Source organism: Cloacibacterium caeni (assembly GCF_907163125.1).
GTDB classification, from domain to species: domain Bacteria; phylum Bacteroidota; class Bacteroidia; order Flavobacteriales; family Weeksellaceae; genus Cloacibacterium; species Cloacibacterium caeni_B.
The window spans coordinates 2,473,106-2,494,499 of the sequence record NZ_OU015319.1; the positions used below are offsets into that span (position 1 = coordinate 2,473,106).

17 protein-coding genes are annotated in these 21,394 nt (G+C 33.2%); 11 read left to right on the plus strand and 6 right to left on the minus strand.

Translation table 11 applies throughout. From position 1 onward, the window contains the following. Positions 1-18 precede the first annotated feature (18 nt). From KKQ79_RS11500 to KKQ79_RS11515, 4 genes are all read right to left on the minus strand, one after another. Positions 19-660, minus strand: coding sequence for a 50S ribosomal protein L25/general stress protein Ctc (locus tag KKQ79_RS11500; RefSeq protein ID WP_213190255.1), 642 nt, complete (start codon positions 658-660; stop codon positions 19-21). A 55-nt stretch (positions 661-715) separates the two neighbouring features. Next, positions 716-1,654, minus strand: a complete 939-nt coding sequence (locus KKQ79_RS11505) for a ribose-phosphate pyrophosphokinase (RefSeq protein ID WP_213190256.1) — start codon at positions 1,652-1,654, stop codon at positions 716-718. Between the two features lie 92 nt (positions 1,655-1,746). Beyond that, the gene (locus tag KKQ79_RS11510; protein ID WP_213190257.1) at positions 1,747-3,228 is read right to left on the minus strand and encodes an SGNH/GDSL hydrolase family protein; all 1,482 of its coding nucleotides are present in this window, start codon (positions 3,226-3,228) and stop codon (positions 1,747-1,749) included. 12 nt (positions 3,229-3,240) lie between these two features. Continuing rightward, entirely contained in the window at positions 3,241-4,482 is a 1,242-nt protein-coding gene (locus tag KKQ79_RS11515; RefSeq protein WP_213190258.1) for an OmpP1/FadL family transporter, read from the minus strand. A 407-nt stretch (positions 4,483-4,889) separates the two neighbouring features. Between KKQ79_RS11515 and KKQ79_RS11520 the strand changes: the two genes are divergently transcribed. The 6 genes from KKQ79_RS11520 to KKQ79_RS11545 all read left to right on the plus strand — a co-directional run bounded on the left by KKQ79_RS11520 (position 4,890) and on the right by KKQ79_RS11545 (position 12,802). Then, positions 4,890-6,152 carry a PSP1 domain-containing protein gene (locus tag KKQ79_RS11520; protein ID WP_213190259.1) on the plus strand — a complete coding sequence of 421 codons (1,263 nt, stop codon included), beginning with the start codon at positions 4,890-4,892 and terminating at the stop codon, positions 6,150-6,152. Beyond that, on the plus strand, positions 6,145-6,612 hold the full coding sequence (locus KKQ79_RS11525; RefSeq protein ID WP_213190260.1) for a gliding motility lipoprotein GldH: 468 nt from the start codon (positions 6,145-6,147) through the stop codon (positions 6,610-6,612). Before KKQ79_RS11520 ends, KKQ79_RS11525 begins: the two co-directional genes overlap by 8 nt. A gap of 7 nt (positions 6,613-6,619) precedes the next feature. Further along, positions 6,620-8,983, plus strand: a complete 2,364-nt coding sequence (locus tag KKQ79_RS11530) for a penicillin-binding protein 1A (protein WP_213190261.1) — start codon at positions 6,620-6,622, stop codon at positions 8,981-8,983. Between the two features lie 65 nt (positions 8,984-9,048). Next, positions 9,049-10,593, plus strand: coding sequence for a protein adenylyltransferase SelO (locus KKQ79_RS11535; protein WP_213190262.1), 1,545 nt, complete (start codon positions 9,049-9,051; stop codon positions 10,591-10,593). 127 nt (positions 10,594-10,720) lie between these two features. Further along, positions 10,721-11,986 (plus strand): DUF6080 domain-containing protein, encoded by a 1,266-nt coding sequence (locus KKQ79_RS11540; RefSeq protein ID WP_213190263.1) that lies wholly within the window; start codon positions 10,721-10,723, stop codon positions 11,984-11,986. Positions 11,987-12,082: 96 nt separating this feature from the next. Then, positions 12,083-12,802: a DUF2971 domain-containing protein gene (locus KKQ79_RS11545; protein WP_213190264.1), complete on the plus strand. Its 720-nt coding sequence runs from the start codon at positions 12,083-12,085 to the stop codon at positions 12,800-12,802. Position 12,803: 1 nt separating this feature from the next. Here the strand turns inward: KKQ79_RS11545 and KKQ79_RS11550 are convergent, their stop codons facing one another. Further along, entirely contained in the window at positions 12,804-14,174 is a 1,371-nt protein-coding gene (locus KKQ79_RS11550; RefSeq protein ID WP_213190265.1) for a tetratricopeptide repeat protein, read from the minus strand. A gap of 85 nt (positions 14,175-14,259) precedes the next feature. Next, positions 14,260-15,642: a phosphoglucosamine mutase gene (gene glmM, locus KKQ79_RS11555; RefSeq protein WP_213190266.1), complete on the minus strand. Its 1,383-nt coding sequence runs from the start codon at positions 15,640-15,642 to the stop codon at positions 14,260-14,262. Between the two features lie 216 nt (positions 15,643-15,858). Here glmM and KKQ79_RS11560 point away from each other — a divergent pair, with 216 nt between their 5' ends. The 5 genes from KKQ79_RS11560 to KKQ79_RS11580 all read left to right on the plus strand — a co-directional run bounded on the left by KKQ79_RS11560 (position 15,859) and on the right by KKQ79_RS11580 (position 21,362). Further along, entirely contained in the window at positions 15,859-18,552 is a 2,694-nt protein-coding gene (locus tag KKQ79_RS11560) for a TonB-dependent receptor (protein WP_213190267.1), read from the plus strand. A gap of 153 nt (positions 18,553-18,705) precedes the next feature. Beyond that, positions 18,706-19,164 carry a hypothetical protein gene (locus KKQ79_RS11565; RefSeq protein ID WP_213190268.1) on the plus strand — a complete coding sequence of 153 codons (459 nt, stop codon included), beginning with the start codon at positions 18,706-18,708 and terminating at the stop codon, positions 19,162-19,164. Between the two features lie 160 nt (positions 19,165-19,324). Beyond that, a complete protein-coding gene (locus KKQ79_RS11570; protein ID WP_069797457.1) occupies positions 19,325-20,008 on the plus strand; it encodes a MotA/TolQ/ExbB proton channel family protein in 684 nt (227 codons plus the stop codon). 33 nt (positions 20,009-20,041) lie between these two features. After that, on the plus strand, positions 20,042-20,437 hold the full coding sequence (locus KKQ79_RS11575) for an ExbD/TolR family protein (RefSeq protein WP_213190269.1): 396 nt from the start codon (positions 20,042-20,044) through the stop codon (positions 20,435-20,437). Between the two features lie 55 nt (positions 20,438-20,492). Continuing rightward, positions 20,493-21,362 (plus strand): ferric siderophore ABC transporter substrate-binding protein, encoded by an 870-nt coding sequence (locus KKQ79_RS11580; RefSeq protein WP_213190270.1) that lies wholly within the window; start codon positions 20,493-20,495, stop codon positions 21,360-21,362. Positions 21,363-21,394 lie beyond the last annotated feature (32 nt).

The following is a 21,394-nucleotide window of genomic DNA, read 5'->3' on the forward strand; positions in this document are numbered from 1 at the left end:
AGAAAAAAGATTCTCTAATTATTCTGCTGCAGGAGCTTCTGCTTCTGGAGCTGCATCAGTTGCTACTTCATCTTCATCTTCATCATCTTCTACCATAGCACCAGCATTTTTCATAGCATTTCTAGACATCTTCACAGCAGCTACTACTGCGTTATCTGGATGTAAGAAAGTGTATTGATCGTTTTTGATGTCTCCTACATATAATTTGTTACCAATTTTAAGTGGAGTAACATCTACTACGATTTCGTCTGGTAAGTTAGCAGGAATAGCTTTCAATCTTAATTTTCTGAAAGATTGTCTTAAAACACCACCCGCTAAAACACCTTTTGCACGACCGGTAATTCTTACAGGAACTTCCATAACTACTGGTTTATCAGCGCTTAATTGATAGAAGTCTGCGTGAAGAATTTTGTCTGTAATTGGGTGAAATTGGATGTCTTGTAAAACAGCATCAATTTTTTGACCATCTAGCTCAATTACTACCGTGTGTGCATCTGGAGTGTAAACCAAGTCTTTGAAAGATTTCTCAGTAGAAGAGAAATTGATTGGTTGCTCACCTCCATAAACAACACAAGGAACTAATTCAGCATCACGTAGAGCTTTGGTAGACTTTTTGCCCACGCTTTCTCTTTTTGTACCTTGAATTGTAATAGATTTCATTTAAAAAATATTTAAGTGTGTTAAATTTTTCAGGCTGCAAATATAGTGAAAAAAATTATATAATAAACTTATCACTAATTGATTTGTGCTCGTGTACCATTTTCATTACATCTGCAAAAAGTGCCGCACAAGATAAAACCTTGATTTTAGAAGAAAGCTCTGATTTTACTGGAATAGTATCAGTTACAATAACTTCGCTTATCTGAGAGTTTTCTATATTTTCATAAGCTTTACCAGAAAGAACAGCGTGAGTTGCCATAGCTCTTACTGATTTTGCTCCGTTTTTCATTAGAATTTCTGCTGCTTTGCAAAGTGTTCCTGCCGTGTCTATCATGTCATCAATGAGGATCACGTTTCTGTCTTTTACATCGCCAATCAAGAACATTTCTTCTACTACATTTGCTTTTTTCCTTTCTTTATAAGCAATTACTACTTCTGCACTTAGGTATCCTGCGTAATTTTTCGCTCTTTTTGCACCACCCATGTCTGGTGAAGCAATCGTAAGATTGTCTAAGTTTAAAGATTTAATGTGATCTACAAAGATGGTAGAAGCATAAAGATGGTCTACAGGAATTTCAAAGAAACCTTGAATTTGGTCTGCGTGTAAATCAATAGTCATGATTCTGGTTGCGCCGGCTGCAGTTAAAAGATTAGCTACTAATTTTGCTCCGATTGGTGCTCTAGGCTTATCTTTTCTGTCTTGTCTAGCCAATCCAAAATATGGAATCACTACGGTAATACTCTTTGCTGATGCTCTTTTTGCTGCATCAATCATTAAAAGAAGTTCTAGAAGATTGTCTGCTGGTGGAAAGGTAGAGCCGATAAGAAAAACTCTTCCTCCTCTTACAGATTGATCTAATACGGGTTCGAATTCCCCGTCACTAAATTCTTGGAAATTAATTTTCCCTAATTCTTGCCCATAGTGATTTGCAATTTTTTCTGCTAAATCTCGACTTGTTCTGGTGCAAAACAAATAGGTTGCTTGATCAGCCATTTTTACTTTTTTTTGGTTTGGCAAATTTAAAAAAAATAAAACCACCTGAAAAATATCAGGTGGTTTTTATAAAAATTATTTTTTTATTATCACTATTTTGGGAAAGTTACCCCAGAATAAGCATTAATATCAACAAAAGGAAGCGTAGAATAGAAAGTATTGTTTATTGCTGAAATAAAAGTATTAGCAATAATTGCATATCCTCTTCCATTAGGGTGAACACCATCAAGAGAAAAAGTTCCTCCAGTTATAAATGATGCAGTATATTTTACACCGTTATATTGGATCCCTGAGGTTGTGCCTAATTCTTTCATTTTCGCATTAGCATCTACTAGAGCAAGACCGTAAGCTGTAGCTAAACTTGAAATTGAAGCGTTGTAAGCATCAGTAGCAGCTATTACTTTAGCAGCTTCTTTTTCAGTTAATACATATTTATCAGCAAGTGGAGTTGCTGTTCCTCCTTTAATTGTAGTGTCTCTTAACAATGTTAATGCTGGTAAAAGAATTATGTCTTTAGAAGTAGTCTGTCTAAGAGAAGGCAGGTTGTATCCAGATAAGTTTGTTAGGTCTTTGTCTACGATAACAGCTCCATTTACTCCATTTTCAGAAAACTTAATAAGTCTAGCATTATATTCTGCAGTAGATATTGCTCCAAGGTTCTTAAGCGTAAGTAAGCCTCCATTGTAAGTTGCATAAGCTGCGTTTAATTGTGAAGCTTGTGCAGATGTAAGACCTGTAATAGGAGTTGCAGGTACAGTTGTGAAATAAGGTATTGAAGTAACATACGGAATGTTCGCAATAGCACCTTTAGAATTTGCGTACGCTGTTTTTAGACTTGTAATAACCGTCTTAATAACATTTGCTACAACGTTAGGGTCAGAAATATCATTAGAGCCATAAGTTGATGGGTCTAAATTTCCTTTTTGGTCTATTCCAGAACCTCCAGAAGTTGCATAAGAAAGAACGTCATTATTACCAATCCATAATGTATAGAAACTTGGTTTTTGAGCGGCAGCGTCAGCTAAAACTGTAGTAGTAGCAGATGTAGCAAATCTTACAAAGTATGGATTAGCTTTTCCAGTGGCTAAATTAGCGGCGCTACCATAACCTGGAGTTACTAAATGAAAAGATTTAGCACCTGGAACGCCCATGTTGTTAAAGTATTTTCCTGCCCCACCAATAACGTCAAGGTTAGCACCTGGAGCTGAAGGGGTTGGTGAAAGAGTTTGGCTTAACGTAAGTTTTCCATAAAACTCTGTATTTCCTGAAGCGGCAAATAAATCAGTGAATCCACCTACATTATTTGGCATTAAGGGCTGAGTGAAAGTTTGTGTGCCTCCAGCTAGTGCCATTTGCTGTGCAAGCATGGAAGGGAAAGATTCTTTTTGGCCATCAAGGTATAATGCTCCATCTCTGTATCCAGAAGTTAAAGAGTTTCCAATAGATACAAAAGTTTTGAAGTCTGCATTCCCCGTTGAAACAGTCATGTTATTTACGTCTCTTTCGAAATCTGTATTACAGCTTACTAAGGTTAAAGCTGAAATTGCGAAAGCTGATAATATTATTTTTTTCATAATTTTTTTAAATTAAAATGCATTGTAAGTGAAACCTAAACCTAGATACATTGCTTTAGCTTTAGCCTGTCCTCTGAAGCTTAAGTAATCGTTGTTTACTTTTCTTGCTTCTGGGAATGATAAAGCAGCTGCTAAATCTACTCCTAACTTTCCAAATTTATATCCAAGACCAGCAGTAAATACGCTTGCATCAAAAGATGGAGTTTCTGGGATGAAATATTTGTCTTCATATGGAGATTCATCAAAATAGTATCCTAATCTACCTGCTAATTTATCAGTTAGCATATATTGTGTACCAATTCTAAATGTTTTAGCATTTTTGAAGTTTTTAGGAGATACTAAAATGGTTTTATCTGCTTGGTTTCCAACTTGAGCATTTTCGAAGTCTAGCGTTAATTTGCTATATCTTTCCCAACCATGGTAATTGAAATCTGCAGATACTAACCATTTTGGTGTGATTTTATAAGTAAGACCAATTGTATACTCATCTACAAGTGGTAATTTTGCGGTAAATGCATCTTGACCATCTGCTCCTACATTTAATTGAGGAGAAGTAAGTACAGCTTCTGGTACTCCTGTAAATGTGGCAACTCCGTTATCAGCTTTCATAATAACTGGTGAACGATAAGCAATACTTAAATCTAAATTACTGCTTGGTTTAAGATAGAAACCTAATCCAAAACCAGAACCTGTTGCTTTTTCGTCATTTATATTAAATGTTCCTCCTAGGTTGGTAACTGCTTTGTCCCAATCTACCATACCTTTTGCATAGATGTAACTTACACCGATAGAAGCCCAATCATTAAATTTATAAGAAACCATAGGTTGGAAATAGAAGCTTTTCAATTCCATTTTTTGAACGATTTCTCTACCAGTCCAATCATCTGCCCATTTTACTGTACTTCCGAATGGTGTAGTAACACTTAAACCTACAGAAACATTATTTGTAACTTTATATGCAATTGCTGCATATAGTGGTGTTCCCAAAGGGTTTTCTGTTTTGTAAGATTGTAAAGTTTCTAGACTTTGGTATTCTACTTCAGTAATTGCACCAAAACCACCCACTGCAACACTCAATTTGTTAGGAATAAAAGAGATACCTGCAGGGTTAAAAAAAGCTACACTCGCATCTTCAGTATGCGCGCTAGTGTGAGCCATTGCAAGCTGTTTTACACCTTGTAATGATACTCTAAAACCTCCTGCGTAAGAAAATACGCCAGCTAAAAGAGCTGTAGTTATTAAAATTCTTTTCATGTTAATTAATAATTATTGCGCCAAATATAGAATTTATTTATATATAAATGTTAAAATTATATTAAAAAAATTAAACAAAAATTAAATATATTTTATTATTTATCATTTTTTTTTAATTTAAAAAAAAATAAACAATTGAATATCAAATACTTGTTAAGTCAATTAAAATAAATTATTAAACAATTGTTTAATTAAAATAATATTAAACAATAATTATGTATTGCATGTAAAGCTTAAAAAATAAAATACGAATAATTTAATAATATTATATAATGTTTATTAATATTGTGCGAAAATATTATTTTTATATAAAAATATGATAATTTAGACTTCCTGATGATAGACTTATTGTTTTATGATACATTGTTTAAAAATTATACTAAATTTGCGAGAATTAAAATATTATTATGAGTTGTGGATGTAATTCATCCGGAGATTCTAAACATTCTTGTGCTACTAAGAGCGCTACAGGTTGCGAAAATGTCAATACCTGTGGGAATAGTTATAAATTGAGCGTCTTTGATTGGCTATCTACAATACAAGCACCTAAACAGAATAAGTGTAATTTTGTAGAAGTTAGATTTAAGAACGACAGAAAATGCTATTTCAATAATGTAAACCAGTTGCCACTTCATATTGGGAGCGTAGTTACAGTAGAATCTAATCCGGGTCACGATATAGGTGTAGTAAGTTTAACAGGAGAACTTGTTAAAATTCAGATGAAAAAGAAACATTTTTCTGAAGATGCTGCCCTAAAAATTTATAGAGTCGCTACACAAAAAGATGTAGAGATTTGGCAAGATGCCAGAAAAAAAGAAGACCAAACAAAGATTCAGGCAAGAAAAATTGCTAAAAATCTAGGTTTGGAAATGAAAATCACCGATGTAGAATATCAAGGTGATGGTTCGAAAGCTACTTTTTATTATACCGCAGAAGGTAGAGTAGATTTCCGTCAATTGATTAAAGAATACGCTTCATCTTTCAAAACAAAGATTGATATGAAGCAAATAGGCTATAGACAAGAATCTGCCAAAGTAGGCGGAATAGGTTCTTGTGGTAGAGAATTATGCTGTTCTACTTGGCTTACAGACTTTCGTTCAGTAAATACCAATGCGGCAAGATATCAGCAGTTAAGTATCAATCCGCTAAAATTAGCAGGACAATGTGGTAAATTAAAATGCTGTCTTAACTTTGAATTAGACAGTTATGTAGATGCATTATCAGATTTTCCTTCTTCTAATACTATTCTAGAAACCGAAAAAGGAAGAGCATTTTGCATTAAAATAGACGTTTTCAAAAAGAAAATGTGGTTTGCTTATGTAGATAATTCTATGGCTTGGTATGATTTAGACGTGGCTGAGGTTAAAAAATTGATGAAAATCAATAGCAAAGGTCAAAAATCTATCCCATTAGAAGAATTGAAAACCTTCACAGGAGCAGATAAAGTGGAAACGGTAGATTTAATTCAGGAGAATAATCTGGATAGGTTTGAGAAAAAGAAACCGAACAAGCATAGAAATAAAAATACAGGAAATAATAATAGAGCAGAGCAGGTAATCAAAGAGCCAGAAGCTCAAAAGGATAATAATAGACCTGAAAAAACCAACGCTCCTAAAAAGTTTAATAAAAACAAAAAAAGATTTCCTCCAAAAAGAAATAATAATGATTAAATATTTTCAGATATTTTTCGTTTCTATAATGCTTATTTCATGTTCCTATAATAATGAAGTGGTTTCTATGAATGAAGTAAACGGAACTTGGGATAAGAAAAAGGAACTGCTGTTTACTATGAATATAGAAGACACCAGCACTCCTAAAAACATTATATTTGTTGTAAGAAATAATAACGATTATCCTTATAGTAACCTGTTTTTAATTACTTACCTCAAAGCTGAAAATGAGAAAAATTTTAAAATAGATACGCTTAACTACGTCATGGCAAAACCTAATGGAGAATGGTTAGGAAAAGGTTTTGGAGAGACTAAAGAAATATTATTTCAATATAAAAACCAATATAAATTTCCAAAAAAAGGGAAATACATTATTGGTGTAAAACAAGGAATGAGAACCAATAGTCTAGTAGGAATTGAAGATTTGGGCGTAAAATTAGAAAATTCAACACAACCATAATCATTATATGGAAAACACTGTAAAACAAGGCAGCACACTTAATTTTCCGTTGCCACCTAAAAAGCAAAAAAACTTCGGTTATAAAAAATGGGTCAAATTCATTTGGCTTGGCTTAGGAGGAATAATTCTAGGAACAGCATTTTTGTTTTTTGCTGTATCTCAAGGATTTTTGGGAGATATGCCAGATGTAAATGAATTAGAAAATCCAGATATTTACGTAGCTTCAGAAATTATTTCTTCTGATGGCGTTACCTTAGGAAAATTCGAGAAAGAAAAAACCATTCCGGTTACCTATAAAGATTTGCCACCACATTTGGTGTATGCATTGATGGCAAAAGAAGATGAACGTTTCCGTGAGCATTCAGGAATTGATTTACAGGCTTTTGCAAGAGCGGTAGCTTATGGTGGGAAAAGAGGTGGTGGTTCTACTATTTCTCAGCAGTTGGCAAAATTGTTGTTTACTAAAGGTGCTTCTCAAAATAAATTTCAAAGAGCTTTCCAAAAACTAAAAGAATGGTCTGTTGCAGTAAGTTTGGAGAAAAGATATACCAAAGAAGAAATCATCACGCTTTATTTTAATAAGTTTGATTTCTTGCACAATGCAAATGGAATAGAACTCGCTTCTAGAATATATTTCAATAAACCTACTAAAGATCTTACGCTTTCAGAAGCAGCCACTTTTGTAGCAATGCTCGAAAATCCAGTAAGAAATAACCCGATAAAATATCCTGAAAAGGCAAAAGCAAGAAGAAATGTGGTTCTGGAGCAAATGCTTAAAACCAACTATATAGACCAAGCTACTTATGATAAAGTAGTAGCGGAACCCATCGTAGTAGATTTCCATCCTGTAGAATCTGTAGACGATGGATATTCTGCTTATTACAAGCATTATTTGAGAAAAGAAATCAATAATTACCTAAAAGAATACGAAAAAGAAACCGGTAAAGATGTAAATATTTACAGAGATGGTCTTAAAATCTTTGTAACCTTAGATTCTAAAATGCAGAAATATGCAGAAGAAGCCATTAAGGAACACATGACGAATCTTCAGAAAAGTTTTGATTCAGAACAACGCAGAAATCCTAATAGACCTTTCTATTTCTTGAAGAAAAAGCAAATAGATGATATTATGCTAGCTGCAATGAAAAGAACTGGCAGATATAAACAATTGGCTGCAGAAGGTGTTTCAGAAGATTCTATTATGATGGATTTCAAAACGCCTACCAAAACCACCATCTTTACTTGGGAAGGAGAAAAAGAAACCGAAATGTCTCCGTATGATTCTATCAGATACCATAAGCAAATTGCACAAGCCGGCTTAATGTCTATGGAACCTGCAACTGGCGATATAAAAGCTTGGGTGGGAGGAATCGACTGGAAACATTTTCAATATGACCACGTAAAACAAGGAAAAAGACAAGTAGGTTCTACGTTTAAACCTTTTGTTTATGCTACTGCCATTATGAATTTAGGAATGACTCCTTGTTCTACTGTTTCTAATGCTACTTATACTAAAGGAGATTGGGAAGTAAAAGGTAATGGTGGTAATCTTACTTTGAGAGACGCTTTAGCACATTCTAAAAACCCTGTTGCGGTAAGATTAATAGAATCTGTAAGTCCTAAAAAAGTAATCCAATTGGCTAGAGATTTAGGAGTAACAGAAGAAATGCCAAATGAATATGCAATCGCTCTAGGTTCTACAGATATTACCATTTACGAAATGTTGGGAGCTTACAGTTCTTTTGCAAATTTTGGAAATTACATAAAACCAGAAATGGTTTGGCGTATAGAAGATGCTAATGGTAGAGTAATTAAAGAAGTGAAAAACGAAACCAAAGAAGTCATGAACGAAATGTACGCTTATACCATGATAGATTTAATGAAAGGCGTTACAAGATTCGGTACAGCTTCTGGTGAACTAAGAAGAATGGGGATCCCAGAAACTGTAGAAATTGCTGGTAAAACAGGTACTACTCAGAATAACTCAGATGGTTGGTTCATGGGAATTACACCTAATCTAGCAACTGGAGTTTGGGTAGGTTGGGAAGATAGAGCAACACACTTCTTTAGTACAGGTGAAGGTCAAGGTGCAAAAATGGCATTGCCAATTTGGGGAATTTTCATGAAGAAAGTTTGGGCAGATAAAGAACTCGGAATTACACCAGATGATAAATTTGCCAAACCTTCTAATTGGACAGGAGATTGTGCAGATTTACAAGGACTTGGAGGTTATGGAGACGATGGAGGATTACAAACCATAGACCAAATCAAAAATCCTAAACCGAAAGACAATCAGCCAAAAAATAATAAACCTAAAGAAGAAAATCTCAACGAAAATCTTAATAAAGACGAAGTAGATTTCAATCAATAAAAATGATAAACCGTTTCAATCTTATTTGAAGCGGTTTTTTCTTGAAAATCATTTAGTTTTGCAAAATGAATTTAGATAAAATTACACAGAGATATTTTGACCTTTTTCCAGGAGATTTTTCAGGAAATCCTGTACAAAGACAAACGCCCAATTTCTTTTTTGCACTTACCGACATTTATGGATTCAAAAAAGCGCAGTTATTGCACTTTAACGAAAATCTAGCCGAAGAAATTGGCTTGGGAAAAATTGAAAAACAAGAGGACACAGATTTTTTAAACGCTACCAAACTTCCAGAAAATGTGAAAACTTTTTCTACCGCTTATGCAGGTCATCAGTTCGGACAATGGGCTGGTCAATTAGGTGACGGAAGAGCCATTTATGCAGGAGAAATTCAAAATTCTGAAGGAAAATTTACAGAAATTCAGTGGAAAGGAGCAGGAGCAACTCCCTATTCTCGTCATGCAGATGGAAGAGCTGTTTTGCGTTCATCTATTAGAGAATATCTCATGAGTGAAGCCATGTTTCATTTAGGCATTCCTACTACAAGAGCGCTTTCTCTTTCGCTTTCTGGGGAAAAAGTAGCAAGAGATATCATGTACAACGGAAATGTAGATTTCGAGCAAGGAGCAGTTGTCATCAGAACTTCGGAAACGTTTCTTCGTTTTGGACATTTTGAGCTGTTAGCAGCAAGAAATGAACTCGATACTTTACAAAAATTAGCAGATTTTACCATCGAAAATTACTTTACTGAAATTGATAAAAATTCACCCGAAAAATATCTGGAATTTTTCAAAATAGTGGGCGAAAAAACCGCCGATATGATTGTAGAATGGATTAGAGTAGGATTTACACATGGCGTAATGAATACAGATAATATGAGCATTATTGGCAATACGATAGATTACGGTCCATTCTCATTTTTAGATGAATATAATTTGAATTTCACTTCCAATACAACTGATTTACCAGGAAGAAGATACGCTTTCGGTAAACAAGCACACATAGCCCATTGGAATTTAATTCAATTGGCGAATGCACTTTTCCCATTAATTAAAGATGAAGCTGCGCTGGAAAAAATCTTAATTGATTATAGCGAAATGTTTTGGAAAAAGCATGATGAAATGATGGCGAAGAAATTCGGGTTTGAAAAATTAGAAAGATACGATTCAGATTTCTTTACTTCTTGGCAAAAATTGATGGAAGAAATTTCTATAGATTATACGTTGTTTTTCAGTCAGTTAGAAACGCTTCGGGGTGATACAAATATTATAGAAAACTTCAAAAAATCTTTCTATCAAAACTTGAATAAAGAGCAAGAAACTTTGGTGATAGAATTTGTTGAAAATTACAGACAAAGACTTTCTAACAATCAAATTTCGAAAGAAGAAAGCCGAAAAATCATGCAAAAAGTCAATCCGAAATTTGTCTTGAGAAACTATTTGCTGTACGATTGCATTGCAGAAATGGAAGAAGGCAAAACAGAACTTTTTGACAAACTTTGGAACGCTCTTCAAAATCCTTACGAAGAAATCTACCCAGAATTTTCCGTAAAAAGACCAGAAAAATATGAAGGAGTAGTAGGTTGCAGTTCCCTTTCTTGTTCTTCATAATTGTAAATTTGTGAAATGAATGCTTTGTAACTGCAAAGCATCTTTGCGAACTTAAAAACAGTTGATTTGTAAAACATTCTTTGCGCTCTTTGCGTTTAAAAATCATACTTTTGCAAAAATTTTATCCTTGAAAAAATTCAAAGACACTTTAAAACTCATTTTTCCAAGCAATGGGATTGAATGGGTTTTGTTCATCATTTTTCTTACTTCTTACGGAATTTTAGGAAGCTATATCGCCCTGAATTACAGAATCATATTTGATGATAGAATTCCTTGGGACGCGTATTTCAGTTTTGATAATCGTTCGATTGTGATGACGGGTGGTGGTTTCGAGAGACATCCACTTTCTAATTATTTCTTCGATTTTATCAGAGAATTTGCGCTTTGGATTTCAGAGGGTAAAAAGAATGAAATTTTCCGTTTGGTTTTGGCTTGGTGCAGTAATTTTGCAGTGAGTTTGGCTTTGGTGCAGTTGTTTAAATATTTGAGAAATATTGTAAGAATCCCATTGAAAATCAATTTTTTAATTACCTTTTTCTTTGCTTTTTTTACAACTCCAATTCTGCTTTCGTTTACGCCAGAAACTTATACTTATACTTTGTTGTTTTTGGTAGCTTTTAACTATTACGCAGCTGCAAAACTCAAAAAAGAAAAGAAAATTTCTCTATTTCCGCTCACTTTTGCTTCGGTTTTAGTAGGCGGTTTAACGATTACGAATATTGTAAAAGTCTACATTCCTATCCTTTTTGAGAAAGGTTTATTCAAGAATTTTAGAAACTTTTTCAATGCTGCGAGTAGAGTTGTGATTTCAGCAGCGGTTTTCGTGTTGTTATTTTTATACCGATTAGATTGGGATTACATGAGGATTTTCACCAAAACGGGCGAACAATACGAGAAATTCTCAAAACCGAAAGTTACGCCACTTTGGGATATGATTTCGTCTTGGTTTTTCGGGGGAAATATGATTTTTTCAAATTTCGTGGTGAGAGATTATCATAATAAAAAAGGATTTCACTACAACGCGTTGTTTATGGATGTTTTCACATCTGTAGCTCCGTATATTTTCGTTGGCGCAGTTCTGATTCTTGTTTTTTGGAGTTATTTTAAAAATTTCAAAAACAAATTCGTACAGATTTTAATGCTTTCATTTTTCGTAGATATCATTATTCATTGCGTTTTGAAGTTTGGGTTACACACTTCTTACATTTACGGAGGGCATTTTATTTTTGTAGTTCCGATGATGTTGGGTTGGTTGTTTTTCGGGTATAAAAATTCTCCAAAAATGCTTTCTTTTCTGACGGTTTTTGTAGGAATTTTATTCGTTTTCTTAGTCGCGAATAATATTTACAGAATGGAGGAATTTTGTGTATTTTTAGAAGAAAATTATCGATAAATGCTACTATATCATTATACTTCATTAGAAACTTTTTTTAAAATTTTCAATACTAAAGAAAAGAAAATCACTTTTTGGGCAACTAATGCATATTACATGAATGATCCAAAAGAAATTGAGTATTCTTTCAAATTGTTTATTGATTCTTTAGAATTTTTTGAAGAAGAAACTAATATAAAAGAGAATAAACTAAGCTTTTTTTTTCTAGAGACAAATTTTCACAATGGATTATTTGAAATGACTGGTTTTCCTTTTTTAATTTCTTTTTCAGAATCTTTTGACGACTTATCAATGTGGAGATTTTATGGCAAGAATGGTGATGGCGTTTCTATTGGTATAGACAGAGAATACTTAATTGAATTTTCTAAAGGAAAGGAATCACAGAATACAAATTTAATAAAGTGTATTTATAATGAAAAGGAACTTCTTAATGAACTAAAAATTTTTTGGCATAAAAATTATTCAAGCTTTAAAACGAATAAAAAATCTTTAGAAATGGATGACTTTAGTCTTATATTTTTAATTCAAAAAATTGCCTTTATAGCCAAACAAAATTCTTACCTTCCTGAAAAAGAGTGGAGACTTTGTAAAAGCGAAGTAAATAAAAAAAACATGAATTTTACTTTTAAGAATAATGTTTTTCTTCCGTATATTAAGCTTGAATTTGATAGAGAAGCTGTTAAAGAAATTGTTCTTGGTCCATGTCTAAATAATGAATTGACTAAAAAATCTATGGATATATTTTTAGAAAACAATAATTTCAATAATTTGAAAAATAATATTATTAAATCTAAAATTTCATATAGACAGATTTAATCTATTTATTTTTACTCTTTTCTTTAGACATTTGCTCCTTAATAAAAGGATATTTTTCTTGCATATCGCTAGAAAGACTTTCGTCTAATTCTAAGGCTTTTTGCAAAGCTTTTTGTCCGTTTTCTTCATCATTTAAGTGAAGATAAGAATTGCTGAGCTGATAATACAATTCTGCTCTTTGGTGAATTTTAGTAGCTTGTTCTAAAACGGTAATCGCATCTTCATATTCTCCGATAAGCATGATTACTTCGCTGTATGCATACCAATTGTAAAATCTTTTTGGTTCTACATCTACTAATTTTTTAAGACAAGAAAGAGATTCTTCGAATCTACCAGAATCTATGTAAAGAAAAGCCAATTTCTTCTGAAATTCTAGGTTGTTTTCGTTCAATGCTACTGCTTCTTTAGCAAAATGTAGGGCTTCTTTCATGCTTCCCATTTCTAAATAAAGGTCGCTCTGTTCCATCATCGAAAGATAAAACTGAGGGTCTTCTCTTAAAGATTTCTGAAAAGCTCGAAGCGCTTCCATATTTTTTTTGGCTGCTTTGTAGCACAATCCAATTTTGTAAAAAGTAAAAGCTTTGGTATATTCTAATTCCAGCTGTTCTTCGTAAACTTCAATCGCTTTTTCCCATTGTTCCATCGCTTCATAACACGCTGCTTTATTGGCATAAACTCCAGCTGCATCAGAATTAATCGCTAATAGATAATCGAAAGACTGAATTGCTTTTTCGTAGTTTTTTCGGTTGAAATAGAATTGTCCCATTTCAAACCAAGCAGTTTCTGAAAAAGGAAACTGATTGATATAATTTTGCAAAAATTCTTCTGCTTCAGCATGACGAGTCATTTCGCCATAACACATCATCGCACTTTCTAGTGCATATTCATCTTGAGGATCGTGTTTTAATGCTAATTTATAGTTTTTCAATGCATTAAAAGGGTCTTGAAGATTGTAATATTCATCTGCAATGAAATTATGCAAGAAGCTTTCTTCCTCTTCTAGTTCTAATGCTTTTTCGCAAAATTCTATTGATTTTCTGGGATTTCCGTTGTTAGAATAATATTTGGCACAACAAACCAAAAAGTCGGTGCTTTCTGAACATGAAGGTTTCAACTCTTCAATTAATTGACGAGCTTGAACGTATTTTTCGAGTTCTAAAAAGACTTCTAATTGCTTAACTTTCAGTTCGATAGAGTTAGGATGAAGATTTAAGCCATAATTCACAGCCATTTCTGCAAAATTGATGTCTCCCATTTCTAAATAAAAAATAACAATGTCTTCTACTTCTTCTGTGTCAAAGTAGAATTGTTCGTTATTTTCTATCATGTCTTCGAACTTCTTCGCAAGCTCATTTTCAAAAAATTCTTCCAAATTATTTTATAGATATTAGATTTTAGATATTAGAGGTTAGATTTTAAAATACATTTTCTAGATTCTAACCTCTGATTTCTAATCTCTATATTAAACTTTTAATTTTTGCTATCATTTTGTCTGCCAATTCATCTGCTTCTTGCAGAGAAAAGGCTTCTGTATAAATTCTAATAATAGGTTCTGTGTTTGATTTTCTTAGGTGAACCCAATTTTCTGGAAAATCAATTTTCACACCATCTATCGTAGAAATTTCTTCATTTTTATATTCTTCCTGCATTTTTACCAATAATGCATCTACATCTATTTCTGGAGTAAGTTCTATCTTCTTTTTACCCATGTAATACGCTGGATATGTAGCTCTTAACTCAGAAACGGTTTTGTTTTCTTTAGCCAAATGTGTTAAAAATAATGCAACGCCAACTAAAGAATCTCTTCCGTAATGCAAATCTGGATAAATAATTCCTCCGTTTCCTTCTCCACCAATGACTGCATTTTTCTCCTTCATTAAAGTCACCACATTTACTTCTCCTACCGCGCTTGCAAAATATTCTGAATCTAGATTTCTAGCTACATCTCTTAAAGCTCGGCTCGAAGAAAGATTAGAAACGGCAACTCCTTTCTTATGTCTCAGCAAATAGTCTGCCACAGCTACCAAAGTGTATTCTTCGCCAAACATTTCGCCATTTTCGTCAATAAGTGCCAATCTGTCTACATCTGGGTCTACTACAATTCCTACATCTGCACCTTCTTTTTTAATTAAATCGCAAATATCTGTTAAATGTTCTTTCAAAGGTTCTGGGTTGTGCGGAAATTGTCCATTTGGTTCGCAATACAATTTCACGACTTCGCAACCTAATTTTTCTAAAAGTGGAGGAAGCGAAATTCCACCGGTAGAATTTACCGCATCAAGAACCACTTTGAATTTTTTAGCTTTTACGGCTTCTACATCTACCATTGGTAAATCTAGAATTTTCTGAATATGAATGTCAAAAGCGTCAGTTCTAGTTTCGTATTTTCCTAAATCGTCAACTTCGGCAAAGTTGAAATCTTCTTTTTCGGCGATTTCTAGCATTTCTGCACCATCTTTTCCACTGATAAATTCTCCTTTTTCATTGAGCAATTTCAATGCGTTCCATTGTTTTGGATTGTGAGAAGCGGTTAAGATAATTCCGCCATCAGCATTGAGTTCTGGAACCATCACTTCCACAGTTGGCGTAGTAGAAAGTCCTAAATCTACTACATGAATTCCTAAACCTTGTAAAGTAGCGGTAACCAATGAATTAACCATTGCGCCAGAAATTCTGGCATCACGACCAATCACTAAGGTTAAATCTTTTTTATTTTTATTTTTTTGAAGCCAAGTTCCGAAAGCTGCAGTAAATTTTACTACATCTACAGGTGTAAGATTATCATCTACTTTACCACCGATGGTTCCACGGATTCCTGAAATACTTTTGATTAAAGACATATGATATTGAGATAAATTTTTATTTGAAAATTAAATTTCTGCAAAATTACTGAATTTAGCAACAGGAATACGTTTCTTGTGGAAAAATAAACCGTTTTCAATATACTTAAATATCAACAAACGTTAGTTTTAACATTTATCCGAAATGATAATCTAAAAATTTTGTAACAAAAGAGCCTTTAATTTTACTAATGCTTTAGTGATAAACTTTTAAACATGAAAAAAATACTTTCATTTACCTTTATTTTATTATTTTCAATTGTAATTTTTGCTCAGAAAACCATTTCTGGAACTGTAAAAAATGATGATGGAAAACCGCTTGCAAGTGCAAGTGTAACCATAGAAGAAATAGGCAAAAATGCCATTTTAGAATATGCAATTACCGATGCCAAAGGAAATTATAAAGTGACTTTTACCAGTAATGACGAAAAAATTCTTGTAAAAGTAAAAGCTTTTAACCATCAAACCATTACCGAAAATTATAATAACGAAACTCAGACTTTGAATTTTGTGCTTCAAGAAAAAGCCACAGAAATTAAAGAAGTAAAACTGAAAACTAAACTCATTACCAAACGTGGTGACACCATTTCTTATGATTTAAAATCTTTCGAAAGTAAGGCAGATAGAAGTTTAGCAGATGTTTTGAAAAAAATTCCTGGGATTGAAGTAAATAAAGATGGTTCTATTCTCTATCAAGGTGAACCGATTAACAAATTCTACGTAAACGGAAAAGATTTAATGGAAGGAAGTTACGGCTTAATCAATAATTCTCTCCCAAAAGATGCTGTGCAAAAAGTAGAAGTGCTTGAAAATCACCAGCCTGTAAAAATTCTTCAGGATAAACTTTCTTCAGAAAATGCGGCGATTAATGTGCAGCTCAAAAAATCTATTACCATGACAGGAAGAGGAGAAACTTCTCTTGGTGTGGCGCCATCTCTTTGGAATGTAAAACTCTCTCCGATGCTTTTTACTCAAAAATACCAATGGGTTTTGAATTACAAGACCAATAATATGGGAGAAGAAGTAGAAAAAGAGAATAATATTCTGGCTTTTGGAAATAGATTTGAAGGAATGAGAAGAAATTTTTCTGAAAATTCTTGGCTTTCTGTAGAAAACGCTGCTACTCCTCAAAACGTTCCTGTAAAAAGATATTTATTGAACAATGTACATTACTTATCTGCCAATGTTTTGACCAATCTCTCGAAGCAATGGGAATTAAAAGCTAATGCAAGTTATAGCAATAACGCCATCGAAAGAGAAAGCATGGTAAAAACCTTCAATGCGAATAATGATTTGACAAATACTTCATTAGTGTCTAATAATTTCTATACCAACCAAGCAAAAGGTGAAATTATTTTCTCTAAAAACGCCAATAAAAGTTTCTTTAAAAATACCACTACATATAACGGACTTTGGAATGGAGATTTAGCGAATACCAGAAACAATAATATTGCTTCTAACCAAAGAACAAAAACGCCATCTAATAGTTTCCAAAACTCATTAAGTGCTATTATTCCTTGGAAAGAAAGATTAGTTAATGCCATGTCTTTCATCAGCTATAGAGATGATAAGCAAGATTTATTCATCAATCCAGCGAAATATGTAGAGATTTTAGATAATGTAGATGGTGGAAATAATAGTGATGTGGTGCATCAATTACTTAATTTGAAAACTTTCGAAGCGGTACATTCTGCATCTATTGGTTTGTCTAAAAAGAATTGGACTTTTACCCCAGAAGTTGGTCTTAATTATACCAATAACAAACTTCTTTCAGATGTAAACGGTGTTACAGGAAACACCATTCAGGATTATCAGTTTAAAGGAGTTGCTTTGGAAAATGATATTGATTTTAAAAATCTAAAACCTTATGCACAAATGATGGTAAATTACAAGAGAGAAGGTTTAGATGTGAATTTAAGTTTCCCTGTGAATTTTAATAATATTTCTGCAACTGGAACCAATAATTTGGATAAAACAATAAATAAAGTAACTTATGAACCAAGATTATTCATGAGATATGATTTAACCTCATTCTGGAAATTTTCAACTTTCGCAGGAATTACCAATTCATTTGGAAGCATCAATGACCTTTATAATGGTTTTATTCTTTTGTCTGCAAAAAATTTGTCTGCAAAAAATACTGATATTCAGCAAACAAAGTCAAATTTTGTGGGTTCAAGGTTAGAATACAGAAATCCATTGAATAACATTTTCTTTAATGTGAGCTATAACTTTAATGATAGAACAAGTAATATCACTTATCTTAATAAATTAAATGTTGATAGCCAGCAGTTTATATTAGAAGGTTATAATTTAGAAAACAATAGTAAAACCAATTCTGCGAGAACAGAACTCGGAAAATATTTTCCTAAGTTAAAAACCAATGCTTCCGTAGGATATAATTATTCATTGAGTAATTATCAGCAATTACCAGCCAATTCTACACCCACTGAATCTAGTTTTATAGATGTAGAACGTAGAAATCAAGGGGTAAATGTTAAATTTAATAACAATTATTTCTCTTGGTTAAGTTTAGATTATAATGCAAGCTGGAATTTTAGTAAAACGCAATCTCCAGATGATGCAAAATTCAATAATCAAACAGATTCATTTAACCATGCACTTTCTGCATATGTTTATCCTTTCAAAAATCACACATTAGGATTCACTTGGGACGAATTGCACTCTAGTAACAAAGAAAGAAATGCTAAAAATGCTTTCTTTGACATTTCTTACCAATATTCTATGTCCGAAGAAAAAATAGATTTAGAACTGAAAGTGCTGAATATTACCAATAATAATGTATTCGAGAATGTAGCTTTTGATCCTACTTTAAATCAAACTTCTTACACCACTATAAACATTAGACCGAGACAAGTGGTACTCACGCTGAAGTTTAACTTCAAATAAATTTTTCAAAATAACGAACGCAGTAATTTTTTTTACTGCGTTTTTTATGATTTTTAACGAAAAACCTTTTATGGTTTTATAAATTTTTTATCTTTGTTAAAGACAATCATTTTTTTTAAACTTAAAAACAAACATTCTTTTTAACACACCATCATGAAAGGGATTTTAAAAATCTATCACCCAGAAGAAACCCTTAAATACCATATCTCTAGCACATATTGCAAGGCGGTTTATCTCAATTCAAAAAATTTTCTGGAAGTAGAAATCATTACAGATGATTCTTTAGACCATGTAGAAGACGATTCTCTACAATATAATTTTCCTCAGCTATCCTTAGACGTATTTGAATTTCCTATTGATTCTAATGAATTAGAAGGAAAAACATTCCGTATAGAAGATACAGACGAAGAAACCTATACAGAAGTAGACCTTTATGACGACGAAGAAGCCTATCTCTACGAGAATGAACTTAGTTTTTCTAAAGACGAGGACGCTGTGCTACAATTATTCTGGCAAGGGAAAATAGATGATTTCTATACCGGTTCTGATGAACCAATTCCTTTTAAATTGAAATGTCATTTCAAAGCAGATGATATCGAAATAGAAGAGTAACTTTCTGCTGTTTTCTTTCCCGTATAAAACCATCAGAATCTTGTTTTATTTTTAAAGTTTTTTTGAAAAGTATTTTTCAAAAAACATTCATTGCTACGAGAAATTCTACAATTTTTCACTAAATTTATCGTTTAGAAATTCGAACTTAACATTTTTCATTATGTTTTTACAAGCCACGACTACTATCATTAACAATAAAGTGACAGAGAAACAAGTATTTTCGCTTTGGGATGTACTTTTCAGCGGAGGAATTATAGGAAATACCATTATGATTGCCATTTTCCTTTTGGGAATTTTAGCATTGTATGTTTTTTTCGAAAGATATTTTTTCATCAAAAGAGCTTCTAAAGAAACGCCTAATTTTTTAGAAAATATTAAAGACTGCATTCATGACGGAAGAATACAGTCTGCTATCGATTTATGCAGAAGAACAGATTCGCCAGAAGCCAGAATGATAGAAAAAGGCTTAACCAGAATAGGAAGACCCATTTCTGATATTTCAAATGCAATGCAAAACCAAGGACAGTTAGAAGTTTCTAAACTAGAAAAAAACCTGAATATTCTAGCTTCAGCTTCTGGAGCTGCGCCTATGTTAGGTTTCTTGGGAACGGTAGTCGGAATGATTATGGCATTTTTCGAGATTTCTAATGTTACAGGAGCAGTTTCTCCTAAACTATTGGCATCGGGAATTTATACTGCGATGGCAACTACGGCAGTGGGTTTATTCGTGGGAATTCCTGCCTATTTTTTCTATAATATTTTGGTGACCAATGTAGACAGACTGGTGCTAAAAATTCAAACTCACGTGAATGAGTTTTTAGATACGCTAAACAAACCACTTTAATTCTTCTAAAACCTAACCTCAAACTTTTTAAGAATGGAATTGAAAAGAAGAAATAGAGTAAGCGCCGAGTTCAGTATGGCTTCGATGACAGATATTATCTTTCTGTTATTGATATTCTTTATGATTACCAGTTCTGCCATCAGTCAAAGCGCAATAGATGTGAATTTGCCCAAAGCTGCAGCTCAAGATCCTAGCGTTACAGACCCTACAACTGTTACAATAAATGCAGATGGCAAGTATTTTGTAAATGATTTAGAAACGCCAAAAGAACAACTAGAACAAAATATTGTAAAATTGGTAGAAGGTTCGCCTAATCCTACTTTCACCATTAGAGCAGACGAAAATTGCAAGCATAAAGATGTAGTTTATGCCATGGAAATCGCCGAAAAACACAAATATGGTTTAGCGATTGCTACCATTCAAGAATAGTCAATTGGAATGGACTTAGTCCATTTGTAAAAATAAAATTTAGACCAAACTTATATTGGAAACGATAACTCAACATAAACGAGACGAAAGAATAGACAAGCTAAAAAGTGCAACACTTACTGCGCTGATTTCGGCATTGTTGTTTTTGTTGATTTTTTATTACCAATTCGTGAGAGAAATCCCAAAAGAAGAGAAAGTAACCACTATGCTGATTAATTTCGGAGATAATAGAAACGGAAATGGAGCCGAAGAACCTGCTAATCAAGAAGGAAGTTTAGCTTCTGCAGATATTTATATTCCTGAAGAATTAAAAACTCCTGAACCACAACCTCAAGAAATAGTAGAAACTCCCAAAGCAGTAGAAAAACCTGCAGAAAAAATCATCACAGGAAAATCTGAAAAAACTACTGCCGTAAAAACAGAGAAAACCGAAAAAAAATCTACTAAATCTTCGGAAACTACAGCATCTAAAACCACTACTTCTAAAACATCATCTACCAGCAATACCACTGCCAAAAATGCTCAAGGTGACGGACAAGGAACCGCCGCAATTGGCAATCTTATCAAAGGAAGAGGGACTAAAACTGGAACGCAAGGAACTGATGGAACCGTGGGGAATTCTGGCGATCCTCTTGGTGGAAAAGGAGATGGTGACAGCAAAATTGGTGTAGACAGAAAACTTATTTCTTATATTCCCGGAACCATGGGAAAAGGTGGAGAACAGCCCTCTCATAACTGTACAGCAAACGGAACCATTACCATTTCTTATACGGTAGACAAAGCTGGAAACGTGATTTCAGCGCGTAGAAGCAGTGGAATTTCTGATCCATGTGTCGTTACTGCTGCGGTAATTTGGGTGAAAAAATACGTAAAAGCCGAAAAAGCCTCCACCAATTCTACTGGAACATATAAAATTACTTTTTAGAATTTTTTGGGCGCCAAATTCCTCGTTCCGCT

Excerpts from the sequence above, each read along its gene's own strand:
- KKQ79_RS11515 (WP_213190258.1), bottom strand. The coding sequence starts at position 4,482 with ATGAAAAGAATTTTAATAACTACAGCTCTTTTAGCTGGCGTATTTTCT.
- KKQ79_RS11520 (WP_213190259.1), top strand. The coding sequence starts at position 4,890 with ATGAGTTGTGGATGTAATTCATCCGGAGATTCTAAACATTCTTGTGCT.
- KKQ79_RS11535 (WP_213190262.1), top strand. The coding sequence starts at position 9,049 with ATGAATTTAGATAAAATTACACAGAGATATTTTGACCTTTTTCCAGGA.
- KKQ79_RS11560 (WP_213190267.1), top strand. The coding sequence starts at position 15,859 with ATGAAAAAAATACTTTCATTTACCTTTATTTTATTATTTTCAATTGTA.
- KKQ79_RS11500 (WP_213190255.1), bottom strand. The coding sequence starts at position 660 with ATGAAATCTATTACAATTCAAGGTACAAAAAGAGAAAGCGTGGGCAAA.
- KKQ79_RS11525 (WP_213190260.1), top strand. The coding sequence starts at position 6,145 with ATGATTAAATATTTTCAGATATTTTTCGTTTCTATAATGCTTATTTCA.
- KKQ79_RS11575 (WP_213190269.1), top strand. The coding sequence starts at position 20,042 with ATGGAATTGAAAAGAAGAAATAGAGTAAGCGCCGAGTTCAGTATGGCT.
- KKQ79_RS11505 (WP_213190256.1), bottom strand. The coding sequence starts at position 1,654 with ATGGCTGATCAAGCAACCTATTTGTTTTGCACCAGAACAAGTCGAGAT.
- KKQ79_RS11510 (WP_213190257.1), bottom strand. The coding sequence starts at position 3,228 with ATGAAAAAAATAATATTATCAGCTTTCGCAATTTCAGCTTTAACCTTA.
- KKQ79_RS11565 (WP_213190268.1), top strand. The coding sequence starts at position 18,706 with ATGAAAGGGATTTTAAAAATCTATCACCCAGAAGAAACCCTTAAATAC.
- KKQ79_RS11545 (WP_213190264.1), top strand. The coding sequence starts at position 12,083 with ATGAATGATCCAAAAGAAATTGAGTATTCTTTCAAATTGTTTATTGAT.
- glmM (WP_213190266.1), bottom strand. The coding sequence starts at position 15,642 with ATGTCTTTAATCAAAAGTATTTCAGGAATCCGTGGAACCATCGGTGGT.
- KKQ79_RS11530 (WP_213190261.1), top strand. The coding sequence starts at position 6,620 with ATGGAAAACACTGTAAAACAAGGCAGCACACTTAATTTTCCGTTGCCA.
- KKQ79_RS11570 (WP_069797457.1), top strand. The coding sequence starts at position 19,325 with ATGTTTTTACAAGCCACGACTACTATCATTAACAATAAAGTGACAGAG.